Here is a 16,663-nt window from a genome sequence, read left to right on the forward strand (position 1 = left end):
ACCGCGCGTGCGGACTTGCCATATGACCGGACCATGGACATCAGCATCGAACCCTCTTCCCTCGCCGGCACGACGCCGGACACCATCGCCATCTCCAACGTCAATCTCTCACTGGGTACGGGGGCGGCACGCGTTCACATTCTCAAGGATATCAGCCTGCGCGTCGGCTCGGGCGAGACGATCGGCCTGATCGGCCCGTCAGGTTCGGGCAAATCCACGCTGCTGATGGTGATGGCGGGGCTGGAGCGTCCTGATAGCGGAGAGGTGGTGGTGTCGGGCACGCCTTTCAATGCCCTCGACGAGGATGCGCTGGCGCGCTTCCGCGGCCGCCAGGTCGGCATCGTCTTCCAGTCCTTCCATCTGATCCCGACCATGACGGCGCTCGAGAACGTGGCGGTGCCGCTCGAGCTCGCCGGCAATCCCGACGCGAGCAAGCGCGCGGCCGAAGAGCTGCGATCGGTCGGCCTCGGCGACCGGCTGCATCATTATCCGACGCAGCTCTCCGGCGGCGAGCAGCAGCGCGTCGCGCTCGCGCGCGCGCTGGCGCCCGATCCCGCCATCCTCGTTGCCGACGAGCCGACCGGCAATCTCGACGAGACGACGGGCAAACAGATCGTCGATCTTTTGTTCACCAAGCACGCCGAGCGCGGCATGACGCTGGTGCTGGTCACGCACGATTCCTCGCTCGCGCATCGCTGCGATCGCGTGATCCGCCTGCGCTCGGGCCGCATCGACACGCAGACGACCAACGCATGAGCGTCGCCGTCGAACCGTTTGCGAAGCCGAACGGCGTCGCGCTGGCGCTCCGCTATGCGTTGCGCGAATTGCGCGGCGGCCTGCGCGGCTTCTACGTCTTCATCGCCTGCATCGCGCTCGGCGTGATGGCGATCGCCGGCGTCGGCTCGGTGTCGGCGAGCCTCTCCGATGGTCTCGCGCGCGAGGGGCGCACGCTGCTCGGCGGCGACATCTCCTTCGTGCTGTTCCAGCGCGAGGCGAAACCTGAAGAGGTCGCCTTCCTGCGCTCGCGGGGGACCGTCTCGACGGCGGCCACTCTGCGCGGCATGGCGCGCTCGGCCGAGGGCAAGCTGGCGCTGGTCGAGATGAAGGCGGTCGACGACACCTATCCGATGCTCGGGCAGCTGACGCTGGCGCCGCAGCTGCCGCTCACCGACCTGCTCGCGGAGCGCGACGGTGCGTTCGGCGCGGCCGCCGATCCGGCGCTGTTGGCGCGGCTGTCGCTCAAGATCGGCGACCGCGTCACCATTGGGTCTGCGACCTTCCAGATCCGATCGAGCGTCGAGGCCGAGCCCGACAAGCTCGCCGGCGGCATCGGCTTCGGCCCGCGCTTTTTGATCAGCGAGGCGGCCTTGCGCGCCACCGGCCTGATCCAGCCCGGCAGCCTGGTGCGCTGGGTCTACCGCGTGAAGCTGCCTGACACCGCCAACAGCGACCGCGACACCGAGGCTTTCATCGCGGACGCGCGCGAGGTCGCGCCACAGGCCGGCTGGGAGGTGCGCAGCCGCTCGAACGCCTCGCCGCAGCTCGAGCGCAACATCGGCCGCTTCACCCAATTCCTGACGCTGGTCGGCCTCGCTGCGCTCCTGGTCGGCGGCGTCGGTGTCGCCAACGCGGTGAAGAGCCATATCGACCGCCGGCTCGAGGTCATCGCGGCGTTCAAGGCCGTCGGCGCTACGGGCCGCGACGTGTTCGGCATCTATCTCGCGCAGGTGATCCTGCTCGCCGCGATTGGCTCGGTGATCGGGCTGGCGCTCGGCGCGGCAATGCCGTTTGCGATCGTCGGTCTGTTCGGCAAGCTGCTGCCGCTGCCGGTGGTGCCGGCGGTGCATGAGGGCGAGCTCGCGCTGTCCTTCGTCTACGGCCTCCTGACCGCGCTCGCCTTCGGCCTGTGGCCGCTCGGACGCGTGCACGACGTGCCGGTCGCCGCGCTGTTCCGCGACACCGTCGCAGCCGAATGGCACCGCCCCCGCGCGAGCTATCTCGTGTTCATGGCCGTCGTTGTCGTGCTCCTCGTGGCTGTCGTGATCGGGTTGTCGTTCGACAAGCGCATCGCCGCGGTGTTCGTGGTCTCCTCCGTCGTCGTGTTCGCCGTGCTGCGCGGGGTCGCCGCCGTGCTGATGGCGATCGCGCGGCGGCTGCCGCGCACGCGCTTCACCATGCTGCGGCTGGCGATTGCCAACATCCACCGGGCGGGCGCGCTGACGCCCTCGGTCGTGCTGTCGCTGGGCTTGGGTCTCGCCGTACTGGTCACCATCACCCAGATCGACGGCAATCTGCGCCGGCAGTTCCTCGCCGCGCTGCCCGATCGCGCCCCCTCGTTCTACTTCATCGACATTCCGAGCACGCAGGCCACAGCGTTCGACGATTATCTGCACCAGGTCGCCCCCGGCGCGAAGGTCGAGGACGTGCCGATGCTGCGCGGGCGGATCGTCGCCGCTCGCGGCGTGCGCGCCGAGGACCTCAAGCCGTCCACCGATTCCGAATGGGTGCTGCAGAGCGACCGCGGCCTAACCTACACCGGCGAGCTGCCGAAAGGCTCCAAGGTGGTCGAGGGCGAATGGTGGAGCGCCGACTATTCCGGCCCGCCGCTGGTCTCGATGGAGAAGAAGATCGCCGACGGCCTCGGCCTGAAGCTCGGCGACGAGGTCGTGGTCAACGTGCTCGGCCGCGACATCCCGGCGAAAATCGGCAATCTCAGGACCATCGACTGGCAGGGGCTCGGCATCAATTTCGTGCTGGTGTTCTCGCCGGGCGCCTTCAAGGGCGCGCCGCACACCCACATCGCGACCCTGACCGAGGCCGGCGGCGATGCGGCGAGCGACGGCAAGATCATCAAGCAGGTGGCCGACGCCTATCCGATGGTGACGAGCGTGCGGGTACGCGAGGTGATGGAGACGGTCGGCTCGGTCGTGACCAACCTCGCGCTCGCCATCCGCGGCGCCAGCGCCGTGACCCTGATCTCGGCGATCCTGGTGCTGGGAGGCGCGCTCGCCGCCGGCCATCGCCACCGGGTCTATGATGCGGTGATCCTGAAGACGCTCGGCGCCACGCGGCTGCGGCTGCTCGGCGCTTATGCGCTCGAATATCTCCTGATCGGGCTCGCCACCGCGGTGTTCGGCGTGATTGCCGGCAGCTTAGCGGCCTGGATGATCGTGACGCGGCTGATGACGCTGACCTTCGTCTGGCAGGCTGCAAGCGCGGCCGGCGTGGTGGCAGCCGCCCTGGTCGTCACCGTCGGGCTAGGGCTCGCCGGAACGCTCTTGGCGTTGAACAAAAAGCCCGCCACGGTGTTGCGGAATTTGTGACAAAAGGTAGCGGATGGCGGCGGGAGGACCGGAATCGCGCGATTCCCGCGATTAACCACATCTGCTTGTCAGGCTGTCGTCAGGAAGGCGCGCCGAGGGCGACATTCGGCCGCGCGTGGACGGTTGCAGCGAATGTGTTAGTTTCCCACATATCGAGTGGGTTCGGAGCCCCGATTGTTAGCCAAAATTAATGTCGGCAGGCATCGGTATCCGAGATAGAGTTTGACGAACCGGCGGCACGGCGACCCTCGTGCAGACCGGACCAACCAACGGGAATTCGACCATGTCGGACCTCAACCGTAACTACGCTTCTCCTTTCGGCAGGGCCGCCGGGCGTGTTGACGCCGCGACGGTCGACGCCGGCCTGCGCGCCTACATGCTGCGCATCTACAACTACATGAGCATTGGCCTTGCCATCACCGGCCTGGCCGCGCTCGGTGTCTACATGGCTGCCGTGACCGACGTTCCGACCGCGGAAGCTGTCCGCGTCGGCAAGCTGTTCCTGACGCCGTTCGGCTACGCCATGTTCGTGAGCCCGCTGAAATATCTGTTCATGCTGGCGCCCCTCGCCATGGTGTTCGTGATCTCGGCCGGCATCAACCGTCTGGCACCCTCGACCGCCCAGATCCTGTTCTGGGTGTTCTCGGCGCTGATGGGCATCTCGCTGTCCTCGATCTTCCTGGTGTACACGCACACCTCGATCGTCCGGGTGTTCTTCATCACCGCGGCGACCTTCGGTGCGCTGAGCCTCTATGGCTACACCACCAAGCGTGACATGAGCGGCATGGGCTCGTTCCTGTTCATGGGCCTGATCGGCATCATCATCGCGAGCCTGGTCAACCTGTTCCTGGCCAGCTCGGCGCTGCAGTTCATCGTCTCGGTGGTCGGCGTGCTGGTGTTCGCGGGCCTGACCGCCTGGGACACCCAGCGGCTGAAGAACGACTACATCTACGGCTACGCCTCGGCCGGCGGTGACATCGCAGAGCGTGCGGCCATCACCGGCGCACTGTCGCTGTACTTGAACTTCATCAACCTGTTCACGCTGCTGCTGCAGCTTCTCGGCCAGCGCGACTAAGCGCCAGACCTGAGAGAACGGACACGAACCCCGGCCGCAAGGCCGGGGTTTTTGTTTGGCCCGTGCCCTCCCCGTCATTGCGAGGAGCTCTTGCGACGACAATCCAAAGTCCCTCCGCGGATGCATTTCTGGATTGCTTCGCTTCGATCGCAATGACGGGTGGGGAAGGCGGCACAGCCTCTTCCAGCAACCAGACGAAGGCTCTATCCTGCCTGCCATGTCCGCACCCGAAATCAGGCCCACGACCGAGGCCGACCTTCCCGCCATCACCGCGATCTATCAGCAGGCCGTCCGCGAGGGCACCGCGACGTTCGAGCTGGAACCGCCCGATCTTGCCGAGATGACGCGCCGCTATCGCGCGTTGGTCGATGGGGGCTACCCCTATTTCGTCGCCATCCTGGATGACCGAGTCGCCGGCTACGCCTATGCCGGCGCCTACCGGCCGCGGCCGGCCTATCGGTTCACGGTCGAGAACTCGATCTACCTTGATCCCAGCTTCCACCGCCGCGGCATCGGGTCGTTGCTGCTGGAGCGGCTGATCAGCGAATGCGAGGCGCGCGGTTTCCGCCAGATGATCGCCGTGATCGGCGATTCCGCCAATGCCGGGTCGATCGGCGTGCATACCAGAGGCGGCTTCAAGATGATCGGCACGCATCCGAATGTCGGCCTGAAATTCGGCCGCTGGCTGGATACAGTGATGATGCAGCGCGAGCTCGGCGAGGGCGCGACGACGGTGCCGGCGAAGTAGATTCCCTGTTGGTCATTCCGGGGCGCGACGAAGTCGCGAGCCCGGAATGACGACCGTTGGTCGGGTTAGACCACCGCCAGTTTCCGGTCGATCACCAGCAGCACGCGCTCGAGCTCGTGGCCACGGCGCAGGATCAGCCCGGTCGCCGAGATCACGCTGTACATGCCCTGCTTGCGGGCGAGCCGCGGATCCTTCTCGATGCGGTAGATCGGCACTTCGGAGGCGCGGCGATAGACCGAGAATACCGCGCGGTCTTTCAGGAAATCGATGGCGTAATCGCGCCACTCGCCGTCGGCGACCATCCGGCCATAGAGGTTGAGAATTCGGTGCAGCTCCAGCCGGTTGAACGTCACCCGGCTCGGCTGAGCATTCGCAGCGACGGGACGCGCCACTGCGCGCTGCTCGCTCGGATCGGCATCCTCCGACGTCAAGCTCATGGGGCGTCTCCTCATCGCATCGCATGACCGCCCCCGCGAAGACCGTCCCCGGAGCCGCGGACCATGACATTAGTATGATTGCGCCAACTGTTCCCCGCCGCAAGGGGCTCCTGAACGGCCCCCGGAGCACGGGGCTCACCTCGCCGAGAGCTGGCGAATCACGACACACGCAACGGTGGAACTTGTCAGCGGCAAACCGTCACGGGATCGTTAGCAGGAATCACAGGATCGCCGCTTTTCCGCCCATCGCCTGCCGCCCTGCACTGCGAAAAGACTGGCGTGCGTTGACCCGGTCCTTTCGGTTCCGGATTCCTCAGCCCCCAGCCCCCCGGGGTCGAACAGGATCGGGTCTGTACGCGCGACAAGGAGGGCCAACGCGAGTTGGTCCTTTTTTGTTTGTCGGGTGTTTCCCTCCGTCGTGATTCCGGGACATGAACCAAGGTGCGCAATTGCCGCACCTGACAATCCATTTCTCATTTCGGAAAGTGGATCGATGGATTCCGGGCTCGCGCTTTGCGCGCCCCGGAATGACGAAGACCAATTTCTTATGATCTACGCGCGCTTCAGTGCAGCGACGTGTACGCCGCGCCCAGCATCGCACCGGGTCTTTCGCGGCTGCCGTCCTGGACGTAGACCACCGCACCGTCGACGCCGTCGCGCGACGTCAGATTCTCGAGCGGTACCGTCCAGCTTTCCGGATGGCCGTTCCAGTCGCCGACCTTGAGCAGGTTGCGCACGACGTTGTGGTAGGTGATCTGCTGTCCGCGGTTTTCGCCACGGCTGATTTCGATCGGCACCGATTTCGCGATCGAGCAGATCCAGACCTCGCCATGCGAGACCGCAGGTTCCTTGCTCGCGGCGACCGACACGTTGATCTGCTTGCCCGCGAGCGACATCGTGACGGGAACGCTCATCACGCCCAGGCCCTTGTCGGTCTTGCCGATCGCATTTTCGATGCCGGCACGATCGCTGCCGATGACGTGCGTGGCGCCATTGACCACCGCTTGCGGCGTATAGACCTCGCGGTCGCCGCGCATCCGTGAATAAGCGCGCTGCCGCGCCGAGAAACGCGAATCCGCCAGCGTGTCCTTCCAGCCCAGATAATCCCAATAGTCGATCGGCATGCTCAGCGCGATGATCGAGGGATCCTTGGCGAGGTCACCGATGATCTTGTCGGCGGGCGGGCAGGACGAGCAGCCCTGCGAGGTAAACAATTCGACAACGGCGCGGGGGTCTGCCTGGGCGGGACGGATGATGGCGACGATGGCACAGATACCGAGCGCTCCCGACCAGAATGCACCGGACCAGCGCGTAACGAGATTAGAAGCCATACCAGTCATGTCGAACGTCACACATCGTCATTCGTTGGGGAGGAAGCTTATCGCCTGATGGTCACCGTAGTCTTACGGGGCGCGGCACGTTCAACCGTCCAATGCGGGATTTCCGCCGGACGAGCCCATCTGAAGCATGCCGCAAACGCGCGAAGGCGGCCTTTTGATAGGCCGCCTTCGTTTAACCTTCTACTCACGTCGCAGTGAGCCACCGTTCACAAATTCGCGCTTACGCCGCGAGCTTGCGCAGCACATAGTGCAGGATGCCGCCGTTCCGGTAGTAATCGAGTTCGTCCACCGTATCGATGCGGCAAAGCAGCGAAACGCGCTGCAACGAACCGTCGGCGGACACGATCTCTGCGGTCAGCTTCTGGCGCGGCTTGAGGTCGCCGACGAGGCCACGCAGCGTGACCTTCTCGTCGCCCTTCAGGCCGAGGGATGACCAGGAGGTGCCTTCCTCGAAGGTCAGCGGCAGCACGCCCATACCGACCAGGTTGGAGCGATGGATGCGCTCGAAGCTCTGGCAGATCACAGCGCGCACGCCGAGCAGACGGGTGCCCTTGGCGGCCCAGTCGCGCGAGGAGCCGTTGCCGTATTCGGCGCCGGCGAACACCACCAGCGGCACCTCTTCCTGCTGGTACTTCATCGCGGCGTCGTAGATCGACATCTGCTCGCCGTCGGGCCAATGCTTGGTGAGACCACCCTCAGGGATATTGCCGTCAGCGCCCTTCAGCATGAAGTTCTTGATGCGGATGTTGGCGAAGGTGCCGCGCATCATCACCTCATGATTGCCGCGACGCGTGCCGTACTGATTGAAGTCGGCCGGACGCACCTGGTGCTCGCTGAGATATTTGCCCGCGGGCGAGGTGAGCTTGATCGAACCGGCCGGCGAGATGTGGTCGGTGGTGATCTTGTCGCCGAACATGGCGAGGATGCGGGCCTCGACGATGTCGGTGACCGGCTCCGGCTCCTTCTTCATGCCTTCGAAATAGGGCGGGTTCTGCACATAGGTCGAAGACATGTTCCAGCGATAGGTCTCGCTCTCGACCGTCTTGATCTTGCGCCAGTTGGTGTCGCCCTTGAACACGTCGGCATACTTCTTCTTGAAGATCGACGCGGTCACGAACTTCTTCATGAAGGCGTTGATCTCCTTCGTCGTCGGCCAGATATCCTTCAGGTAGACCGGCTTGCCGTCCTTGCCTTCGCCGAGCGGCTCGACCGCGAGGTTCTTGGTGACGCTGCCGGCGAGCGCGTGCGCGACGACCAGCGGCGGCGAGGCCAGATAGTTCGCCTGCACGTCGGGCGAGACGCGGCCTTCGAAATTGCGGTTGCCTGACAGCACGGCGGCGGCGACGATGCCGTTGTCGTTGATCGACTTCGAGATCTCCTCCGGCAGCGGACCGGAATTGCCGATGCAGGTGGTGCAGCCGAAGCCGACCAGGTTGAAGCCGACCTTGTCGAGATCCTTCTGCAGACCGGAATCGGCAAGATAGCCCGCGACGACCTGGCTGCCCGGAGCCAGCGAGGTCTTCACCCACGGCTTGGCCTTGAGGCCCTTCGCGGCAGCGTTGCGCGCCAGAAGGCCGGCACCAATCAGCACGCTCGGGTTCGAGGTGTTGGTGCAGGAGGTGATGGCGGCGATCACGACGTCGCCGTGGCCGAGATCGAAGTTCTTGCCTTCGACCGGGAAGCGCTTGTTGGGCTCTTCGGCCTTCTTGTACTCGCTGCCGAGCGCCAGCGAAAAGCCTTCTGCGACCGACGGCAGCGCGATGCGGCCTTCGGGACGCTTCGGACCGGCCATCGACGGCACGACGTCGGCGAGGTCGAGGGTCAACGTTTCCGTGAACACCGGATCGGCCGACTTGGCCGTGCGGAACAGGCCCTGCGCCTTGGCATAGGCCTGCACCAGCGCGACGCGCGGCGCCGCGCGGCCGGAGGTCTTGAGATAATCGATCGCGGCGGCATCGACAGGGAAGAAGCCGCAGGTCGCGCCGTACTCCGGCGCCATGTTGGCGATGGTGGCCTTGTCGGCGACGGAGAGATTGTCGAGGCCGGGGCCGAAGAACTCGACGAACTTGCCGACGACGCCGAGCTTGCGCAGCATCTGCGTGACGGTCAGCACGAGGTCGGTGGCGGTGACGCCTTCCTTCATCGCGCCCTTCAGCTTGAAGCCGACGACGTTGGGCAACAGCATCGACAGCGGCTGGCCGAGCATGCAGGCTTCCGCCTCGATGCCGCCGACGCCCCAGCCGAGCACGGCGAGACCGTTGACCATCGTGGTGTGAGAGTCGGTGCCGACCAGCGAGTCAGGGTACGCAACCTCGAAGGTGCCGGTCTTCTTGCCGACCGTCATCTTCTCCTTCTTGGTCCAGACGGTCTGGGAGAGATATTCGAGATTGACCTGATGGCAGATGCCGGTGCCGGGCGGCACGACGGAGAAGTTCGAGAACGCCTTCTGGCCCCACTTCAGGAACTCGTAGCGCTCCTGGTTCTGCTTGTACTCTTCAGTGACGTTCTTGGCGAAAGCCTTGTTGTCGCCGAAGAAGTTCACGATCACGGAGTGGTCGATGACGAGGTCGACGGGGACCAGCGGGTTGATCTTCTCGGCATCGCCGCCGAGCTTCTGCATCGCGTTGCGCATCGCGGCGAGATCGACCACCGCCGGCACGCCGGTGAAGTCCTGCATCAGCACGCGCGCGGGGCGGAAGGCGATCTCGTGCTCCAGCGACTTCTTGCGCAGCCACTTCGAAACCGCGACGATGTCTTCCTTCTTGACCGAGCGGCCGTCCTCGTTGCGGAGCAGGTTCTCGAGCAGGACCTTCATCGAATAGGGAAGTTTCGAAATTCCCTTCAGACCATTCTTCTCGGCCGTGGGCAGGCTGTAATAGACATAGGTCTTGGCGCCGACCTTGAGGGTCTTTTTGCATTTGAAGCTGTCGAGCGAGGTCATGTAGGAATCCCAATTGTTAGATATACCCGGCAGAGGGTATTGTAACACCGTCAGCGTATCAGGCTGGGCCGCTTGCAGGGGCAGGTTGAGTTGCTGCATCAAGTAGTTCCGGGCTTATAGAAGCTTTCTAACCGCGCCGCCACAGCCACAATCGTGCCGCAGCAATCCGCCAGCCAAAAATTCCCATGCGCTACCCCAAGTTTTCCTGAGGCCTGGCTTTGAGCTTGATCATGCAAGGAAAGATGCAGCTTTCCGGACGCGGGGTGGGCTGTGTGCGGGGCGGCCGCGAGGTGTTTTCCGGGCTCGATTTCGATGCGGTCGCGGGCGAGGCCGTGGCGGTGATCGGCCGCAACGGATCCGGCAAGACCTCGCTGCTGCGGCTGATCGCGGGCCTGCTCGTTCCGGCCGGCGGCACGATCGTATTGGAGGGGGGCGACGCCGAGATGACGCTGCCGGAGCAGTGCCACTATCTCGGCCATCGCGACGCCCTGAAGCCGGCCCTCACGGTCGCGGAAAACCTGTCGTTCTGGGCTGATTTCCTCGGCGGCGAGTGCTCTGACGCGGCCGAGAGCCTCGCCAAAGTCGGGCTAGCCCATGCCACCCATCTGCCCGCGGGCTTCCTGTCAGCCGGCCAGCGCCGCCGCCTGTCGCTGGCCCGGCTGCTGACAGTCCGACGGCCGGTCTGGCTGCTGGACGAGCCGACCAACGCGCTCGACGTCGCCGGCCAGGACATGTTCGGCGGCCTGATGCGCGACCACCTGGCGCGCGGCGGGATGATCATCGCGGCCACACATGGGCCGCTGGGGCTCGACGCGCGGGAGCTAAGTATCGGGGGTGTGGCGTGAGGCGGCGCGACCCTCAGTTTTCCAAGCGGCTGGGCGCCGCTCTCTCCATTCCCTCCCCCCTTGTGGGGGAGGGTCAGGGAGGGGGGCTCCACACGACGCGGCCTACCGGTTTTTCCGTCGTGGAGGCGGGCGGTTTACTACCGGTAACTTGCCTCGAAGGATCATCTCGCCCGGGGCTACCCCTCTCCCCAACCCTCCCCCACACGGGGGGAGGGAGCGCAGTGTGCATGCGGCGGGAGGTGCCGATCCGCGGCAGCATCGGAGCGACCCCATGACCGCCCTCGCCGCGCTGATCCGCCGGGACATCAGGATCGCGCTCCGCGTTGGCGGCGGCGCGCTGATCGGGGTGTTGTTCTTCCTGACCGTCGTCGTGCTGATGCCGTTCGCGGTCGGGCCCGACCTGGCCCTGCTGTCGCGGCTGGGGCCGGCGATCCTGTGGCTCGGCGCGCTGCTGGCGAGCCTGCTCACGCTGGACCGGCTGTTCATGGCCGACCACGAGGACGGTTCTCTCGACCTCATCACCATGAGCCGCACGCCGCTGGAACTCGCCTGTGCCGCCAAGGCGCTGGCGCACTGGCTGGCGGCGGGCCTGCCGCTGATCGTCGCAACCCCCGTGCTCGGCCTGCTGCTCAACCTCGACATGGTCGCGACCGGCGCGGTGGCCCTGACGCTGCTGGCGGGCACCCCCGCCTTGACCTTCACCGGGATGATCGGCGCGGCGCTGGCGGTGACGCTGCATCGCGGCGGATTATTGATGGCCGTGCTGGTGTTGCCGCTCTCGATTCCGGTGCTGATCTTCGGCGTCGCGGCCTCGCAGGCCGCGATCGTCGGTCCCATGACGTTCGGCGCGCCGTTCTCGATCCTGTGCGCGCTGTCGCTGGTCAGCCTTGTGATCGGCCCGTTCGCGGCGGCGGCGAGCCTGAAGCACGGGCTGGACTGAAATGGGTCTGACGCCTTGACCCCGATCAACTTTCGCTGCGCGCTTTCATGCTGATTGCGTGAGCAGCCCCCGGTGATTATCAGGATACCATGTCGCTGATCGACCTCGCCAACCCCACCAGGTTCCTCGCGCTCTCGGCGCGGGTGCTGCCGTGGCTTGCGGCCGCGACCGCCATCCTGCTTGCGACGGGCCTCTATCTGTCCGCTCTTGCGCCCGACGATTATCAGCAGGGCGCGACCGTGAAGATCATGTTCATCCACGTGCCCAATGCGTGGCTGTCGATGTTCGTCTGGGGCGTAATGAGCGTCGCCTCGCTGGGCACGCTGGTGTGGCGGCATCCGCTCGCCGACGTCGCCGCCAAAGCCGCCGCTCCGATCGGCGCGGCCTTCACCTTCCTGGCGCTGCTCACGGGCTCGCTGTGGGGCCGGCCGATGTGGGGCACCTATTGGGAATGGGACGCGCGGCTGACCTCGGTGCTGATCCTGTTCCTGATGTATCTCGGCCTGATGGCGCTGTGGCGCGCGGTCGAAGATCCCTCGCGCGCGGCGCGCGCCGCGGCGGTGCTGACGCTGGTAGGCGCGCTCAATCTTCCCATCATCAAATTCTCGGTCGACTGGTGGAATACGCTGCACCAACCGGCCTCGGTGATGCGCATGGGCGGCTCGACGCTCGACAAATCGTTCCTGATTCCGCTGCTGGTGATGGCGGTCGCATTCACGCTGCTGTTCGTCACGCTTCATCTGGCCGCCATGCGCAACGAGATTTTGCGCCGGCGCGTGCGCTCCTTGCAGATGATGCAGGCGAGCCGCGTGGCGTTTTCCAGCGAAATGAGCACCGGTTCGCGCCAGGAAAACGCATCGACAGGAGCTGCATGATCATGTCGCTCGGTCCCTACGCGCCCTTCATCGTGACGTCCTACGTCGCGGCAGCCATCGTGGTCGTGCTCCTGATCGGCTGGATCGTGCTCGATCATCGCAACCAGACGCAGCGTCTGCGCGAGCTGGAGCGCAGCGGCATCACCCGCCGCTCGGGCCGCAGCGCGACGGGCACGCCATGACGGATCAATCGACCTCCGCACCGCCGCAGCGCCGCACCTTCCTGATGGTGCTGCCGCTGCTCGCTTTCCTCGGGCTCGCCGTGCTGTTCTGGTTCGGGCTCGGCGGGGGCGACCACTCGCGGATTCCCTCCGCGTTGATCGGAAAGCCCGCGCCACAGATCACGCTGCCGCCGCTCGAGGGATTGCAGACCGACAGCGCACAAGTGCCGGGGCTCGATCCTTCCGCGTTCAAGGGCAAAGTCAGCCTCGTCAATGTCTGGGCCTCCTGGTGCGTGCCTTGCCACGACGAAGCGCCGCTGCTGACGGAGCTCGCCAAGGACAAGCGCTTCCAGCTCGTCGGCATCAACTACAAGGATGCGCCCGACAACGCGCGGCGCTTTCTCGGCCGCTACGGCAACCCGTTCGGACGCGTCGGCGCTGACGCCAACGGCCGCGCCTCGATCGAATGGGGCGTCTATGGCGTCCCGGAGACTTTCGTCGTCGGCCGCGAAGGCACCATCGTCTACAAGCTGGTGGGCCCGATCACGCCTGCCAATCTCAAGACCGTGCTCATCCCCGAGCTCGACAAGGCGCTCAAAGCAGGAAGCTGATCATGGCGCTGACGAACTTCTTCGCGGATTAGATTCACGAAGCGTCACGACGATGGGTCGTATCCGTGTTGCCTGCAAGCAAGCCGGACACGACATCCCAGCCCTTCTCGAACATATGGCCGACCTTGTGACCGAAAGATTGGTCCGGGCGCAACCGCGGCGATTCCAGAATGTGCGTCAGGTGCCGGTGATCGCTTGGAATCGTGTTGATCTCGGCGTCGAGGGCGGCCTGTATGGCCGTCATCAGCTCGTCCAGCTGATGGCCCCAGCCGGAGCCTTTGAGCTCGATCCGCGTTCTCAACGCGTCCTCGATCCCGTAGATCTCGCTGACGATCTCCTTCGCCCGCACCGGACGGTAGTTCCTGAGCGCAAACAGCAGGAGGTGGTGCTTCTCCTCGATCTGATCGAGCACCATCGACACCGCAATCGCGAAGGGGGACGCCGCGATCCGCGCCGCAGCCCGGTTGTCGGCGGGAACGGTCGCGACCGACAGCAGCTCCCAAGGCGTCTCCAGACGCCTTGCGAGGATCGTGAGCGCGAACGGCACGGCATCGGCGCGCTTGGCCTTCAGCGTGCTCAAAAGGCCGAGGACCTTGTCCAGACTGGCGCCCTCGAGCCGGCCAATCCTCGGCGCGAGCGCACGGCCAAAATCCTCGAGCTCCCGCTGCATGTCGAGGTAGCGCAGCATCTTCTTCAGGTCGTCGAACGTCGCATGCGAGCTGGTATAGGCCATCAGGCCATCGCGAATGGAGGCGGTACCCTCGGCCGAGCAGAGCAGGCCGTTGAGATAGATCAGCACCTTCTTTTGGAACGCCTGGGCCATCTGCCGCGCCTCGGCCTGCTTGTCGGCGGCGATGACATCGTTCGCATCGGCGATGTAGTCGGCGGCCATGCTGCGCAGCAATTGCTCGGTCACGAGGCTCCAGATCGGTGCGAGCGATCCACGGGCGATCTGACCGCTATTGGCCCGCTCGGGCGCCCTGTCCACCAGCACCGGCTCGAGCGGCTCGAAGAAATAGCGTGAGGGATTTCCGACGCGATAATGATTCTGGCCGGTGTTGCGAAACTCGGCACGCAGCGCCGCGATCAGGGGCTCGGAATGCGGAATGTCCTCGCCGAGCAGATGCAACCGTTCGAGTTCGGCGAGCAGGCGGCGGCGGACCTGCGGGGCGAGCTGCCGGAGGTACTCAATCAGGTGTTCAGCGGTCTGGCCCTGTTTTGTGTTCACCACCGGTCCTCCGGCGTGCCACCATCTCTTCACGGGAAAAGGCTACCGACTGCGGCCCTTCAGGCAAGATAATGCGCTGAATAATTTCATCATGCGGTTACAGAGCGATGAAGACGGGAACGGATCGGCCGTCCGACCCGACCCGCGGGCGCGCGAAGTGCACGGCAGCGTGAATAGGCTTGGTCGGGCGTTGGCCGGAGGGGAACCGATAGCCGGGCGTCAGCCGTTCCTGATATCCCCGGCCTCGGCCTCGCTGGTTTCCAGCGACACCGGCTCGACCCCGTAGCGCTTGGTCAGCGGCATCTGGGCGATGGCGAAGATCATGGTCAGCGGCGTGACGCCGAACACCTTGAAGTTCACCCAGAAGTCGGTGCTCTGGGTGCGCCAGACCACCTCGTTCAGCACCGCCATGCCGGCGAAGAACAAGGCCCAGCGCAACGTCAGGATCCGCCAGCCCTGCGGCGTCAGGTTGAACATCTGGTCGAACATCACCGCGATGAAGGAACGGCCGAACAACAAGCCGCCGCCGAGAATCGCGGCGAACAGGCCGTAGATGATGGTCGGCTTGACCTTGATGAAGGTCTCGTCGTGCAGCACCAGCGTCAGCGTGCCGAACACCAGCACGATCACGCCTGTCACGATCGCCATGATCGGGATGTGGCGCGTCACCACATAGGAGGCGATCATCGCCGCCACGATCGCGACCATGAAGGCGCCGGTTGCGGCGAACAGGTTGAACTTCGCATTGACGAAGAAGAACACGAGCAGCGGACCGAGCTCGGTCGCAAGCTTGAACAGCGGATGCGGCTGGGTCTTGTCCATTCTCTAGCTTTCGATACCGGCGATCGCGCGGGCGAAATCGCCTGCGGTGAACGGCGCAAGATCGTCGACGCCTTCGCCGACGCCGATGAAATGCACCGGCAGTTTGAATTTCTCCGCGAGCGCCACCAGGATGCCACCGCGCGCGGTGCCGTCGAGCTTGGTCATCACGAGGCCGGTGACTCCCGCGGTGCGATGGAAGGCCTCGACCTGCGACAGCGCGTTCTGGCCGACGGTGGCGTCCAGCACGAGTAGCACCGCATGCGGCGCCGTCGCGTCCACCTTGCGGATGACGCGCACGACCTTCTCGAGCTCGTTCATCAGCTCGGCCTTGTTCTGCAAGCGGCCGGCAGTGTCGATCAGGAGCACGTCGATGTTCTGCTCTTTGGCCGCCGTCAGTGCATTGAAGGCGAGGCTTGCCGAGTCCGAGCCTTGCGCGCCTGCGATAACAGGCGTCTTGGTGCGCTCGCCCCAGACCTTGAGCTGCTCGATCGCGGCAGCGCGAAACGTGTCACCGGCGGCGAGCATCACCTTGCGGCCTTCGGAGGCGAATTTCTGCGACAGCTTGCCGATCGTGGTGGTCTTGCCGGAGCCGTTGACGCCGACCACGAGGATGACGAACGGCTTCCTGGCCGTGTCGATCTCGAGCGGCTTCGCCACCGGGGCCAGCACCTTCTCGACCTCGGTCGCGACGACGTCCTTGACCTCGTCGGCCGAGATCGCCTTGTCATAACGTCCCGTGCCGACCGCGTCCGCAATCCGCACCGCGACGGAGGTACCGAGGTCGGCGCGCAGCAACACGTCCTCGATGTCGTCGAGCATGGCGCGGTCGAGCTTGCGCTTGGTGACGAGGTCGGCGACCGCGGTCCCCAGCGAGGACGAGGTGCGCTTCAGCCCGTTGGACAGGCGGCGCCACCAGCTCAGCTTGGGGGTGTCAGTGGTATCGTTCATGGCGGGGGTGTGTTAGCCGTTCCGGCAAGTAAACGAAAGTCTTGCAATTGCTCGATGTTCCCGAATTGACCGCTGACGAGATCCTGGGCCGCGTGCTCCATCGCGACGGCTTGATGCTGGTCATCAACAAGCCGGCCGGTCTACCGGTGCATCGCGGCCCCAAGGGCGGCCCCAATCTGGAAGACTCCTTCGACGCGCTCCGGTTCGGCCTGCCGCGGCCGCCGGTGCTGGCCCACCGCCTGGACAAGGACACCTCCGGCTGCCTCGTGCTTGGCCGCCATCGCAAGGCCACCGCTTCGCTCGGCCTTCTCTTCAAACATGGCAAGATCGGCAAGACCTACTGGACCGTGGTCGAGGGCGGGCCGGCCG

General features: G+C 65.2%; 16 protein-coding genes. 10 read left to right on the forward strand and 6 right to left on the reverse strand.

What is annotated here, in order from left to right; all coding sequences use genetic code 11:
• Positions 1-33 precede the first annotated feature (33 nt).
• The 4 genes from IF809_RS31155 (at position 34) to IF809_RS31170 (ending at position 5,146) form a co-directional block, all read left to right on the forward strand.
• Entirely contained in the window at positions 34-756 is a 723-nt protein-coding gene (locus IF809_RS31155) for an ABC transporter ATP-binding protein (RefSeq protein ID WP_462839449.1), read from the forward strand.
• The gene (locus IF809_RS31160; RefSeq protein WP_462839450.1) at positions 753-3,323 is read left to right on the forward strand and encodes an ABC transporter permease; all 2,571 of its coding nucleotides are present in this window, start codon (positions 753-755) and stop codon (positions 3,321-3,323) included. The genes IF809_RS31155 and IF809_RS31160 overlap by 4 nt, the downstream gene beginning before the upstream one ends.
• Before the next feature lie 283 nt (positions 3,324-3,606).
• Entirely contained in the window at positions 3,607-4,398 is a 792-nt protein-coding gene (locus tag IF809_RS31165) for a Bax inhibitor-1/YccA family protein (protein ID WP_128963390.1), read from the forward strand.
• A gap of 217 nt (positions 4,399-4,615) precedes the next feature.
• Positions 4,616-5,146: a GNAT family N-acetyltransferase gene (locus tag IF809_RS31170; RefSeq protein ID WP_453994167.1), complete on the forward strand. Its 531-nt coding sequence runs from the start codon at positions 4,616-4,618 to the stop codon at positions 5,144-5,146.
• Between the two features lie 65 nt (positions 5,147-5,211).
• On the opposite strand, the gene IF809_RS31175 is transcribed toward IF809_RS31170, so the two are convergent.
• The 3 genes from IF809_RS31175 to acnA all read right to left on the reverse strand — a co-directional run bounded on the left by IF809_RS31175 (position 5,212) and on the right by acnA (position 9,864).
• Entirely contained in the window at positions 5,212-5,583 is a 372-nt protein-coding gene (locus tag IF809_RS31175; RefSeq protein WP_128963388.1) for a DUF2794 domain-containing protein, read from the reverse strand.
• Positions 5,584-6,146: 563 nt separating this feature from the next.
• Positions 6,147-6,923: a DUF1223 domain-containing protein gene (locus tag IF809_RS31180; RefSeq protein ID WP_128963387.1), complete on the reverse strand. Its 777-nt coding sequence runs from the start codon at positions 6,921-6,923 to the stop codon at positions 6,147-6,149.
• Between the two features lie 220 nt (positions 6,924-7,143).
• A complete protein-coding gene (acnA, locus tag IF809_RS31185) occupies positions 7,144-9,864 on the reverse strand; it encodes an aconitate hydratase AcnA (RefSeq protein WP_462839455.1) in 2,721 nt (906 codons plus the stop codon).
• A gap of 242 nt (positions 9,865-10,106) precedes the next feature.
• Between acnA and ccmA the strand changes: the two genes are divergently transcribed.
• The 5 genes from ccmA to IF809_RS31210 all read left to right on the forward strand — a co-directional run bounded on the left by ccmA (position 10,107) and on the right by IF809_RS31210 (position 13,296).
• Entirely contained in the window at positions 10,107-10,709 is a 603-nt protein-coding gene (gene ccmA / locus IF809_RS31190) for a heme ABC exporter ATP-binding protein CcmA (RefSeq protein ID WP_462839456.1), read from the forward strand.
• A gap of 271 nt (positions 10,710-10,980) precedes the next feature.
• Positions 10,981-11,649, forward strand: a complete 669-nt coding sequence (gene ccmB, locus IF809_RS31195) for a heme exporter protein CcmB (RefSeq protein WP_128963386.1) — start codon at positions 10,981-10,983, stop codon at positions 11,647-11,649.
• Positions 11,650-11,738: 89 nt separating this feature from the next.
• Positions 11,739-12,524: a heme ABC transporter permease gene (locus tag IF809_RS31200; protein ID WP_453981354.1), complete on the forward strand. Its 786-nt coding sequence runs from the start codon at positions 11,739-11,741 to the stop codon at positions 12,522-12,524.
• The gene (gene ccmD, locus IF809_RS31205) at positions 12,521-12,706 is read left to right on the forward strand and encodes a heme exporter protein CcmD (protein ID WP_128963384.1); all 186 of its coding nucleotides are present in this window, start codon (positions 12,521-12,523) and stop codon (positions 12,704-12,706) included. The genes IF809_RS31200 and ccmD overlap by 4 nt, the downstream gene beginning before the upstream one ends.
• Positions 12,703-13,296: a DsbE family thiol:disulfide interchange protein gene (locus IF809_RS31210; protein WP_462839451.1), complete on the forward strand. Its 594-nt coding sequence runs from the start codon at positions 12,703-12,705 to the stop codon at positions 13,294-13,296. The genes ccmD and IF809_RS31210 overlap by 4 nt, the downstream gene beginning before the upstream one ends.
• Positions 13,297-13,330: 34 nt before the next feature.
• On the opposite strand, the gene IF809_RS31215 is transcribed toward IF809_RS31210, so the two are convergent.
• The 3 genes from IF809_RS31215 to ftsY form a co-directional block, all read right to left on the reverse strand.
• On the reverse strand, positions 13,331-14,524 hold the full coding sequence (locus tag IF809_RS31215) for a hypothetical protein (RefSeq protein ID WP_462839452.1): 1,194 nt from the start codon (positions 14,522-14,524) through the stop codon (positions 13,331-13,333).
• A gap of 219 nt (positions 14,525-14,743) precedes the next feature.
• Positions 14,744-15,346, reverse strand: coding sequence for a septation protein A (locus tag IF809_RS31220; RefSeq protein ID WP_128963381.1), 603 nt, complete (start codon positions 15,344-15,346; stop codon positions 14,744-14,746).
• Between the two features lie 3 nt (positions 15,347-15,349).
• Entirely contained in the window at positions 15,350-16,294 is a 945-nt protein-coding gene (gene ftsY / locus IF809_RS31225; protein WP_462839453.1) for a signal recognition particle-docking protein FtsY, read from the reverse strand.
• Between the two features lie 47 nt (positions 16,295-16,341).
• On the opposite strand from ftsY, the gene IF809_RS31230 reads away from it, so the two are divergent.
• Positions 16,342-16,663 (forward strand): pseudouridine synthase (locus IF809_RS31230; RefSeq protein ID WP_462839454.1); only part of this gene is annotated, 322 nt, incomplete at its 3' end.

This window comes from Bradyrhizobium sp. UFLA06-24 (genome assembly GCF_054967145.1).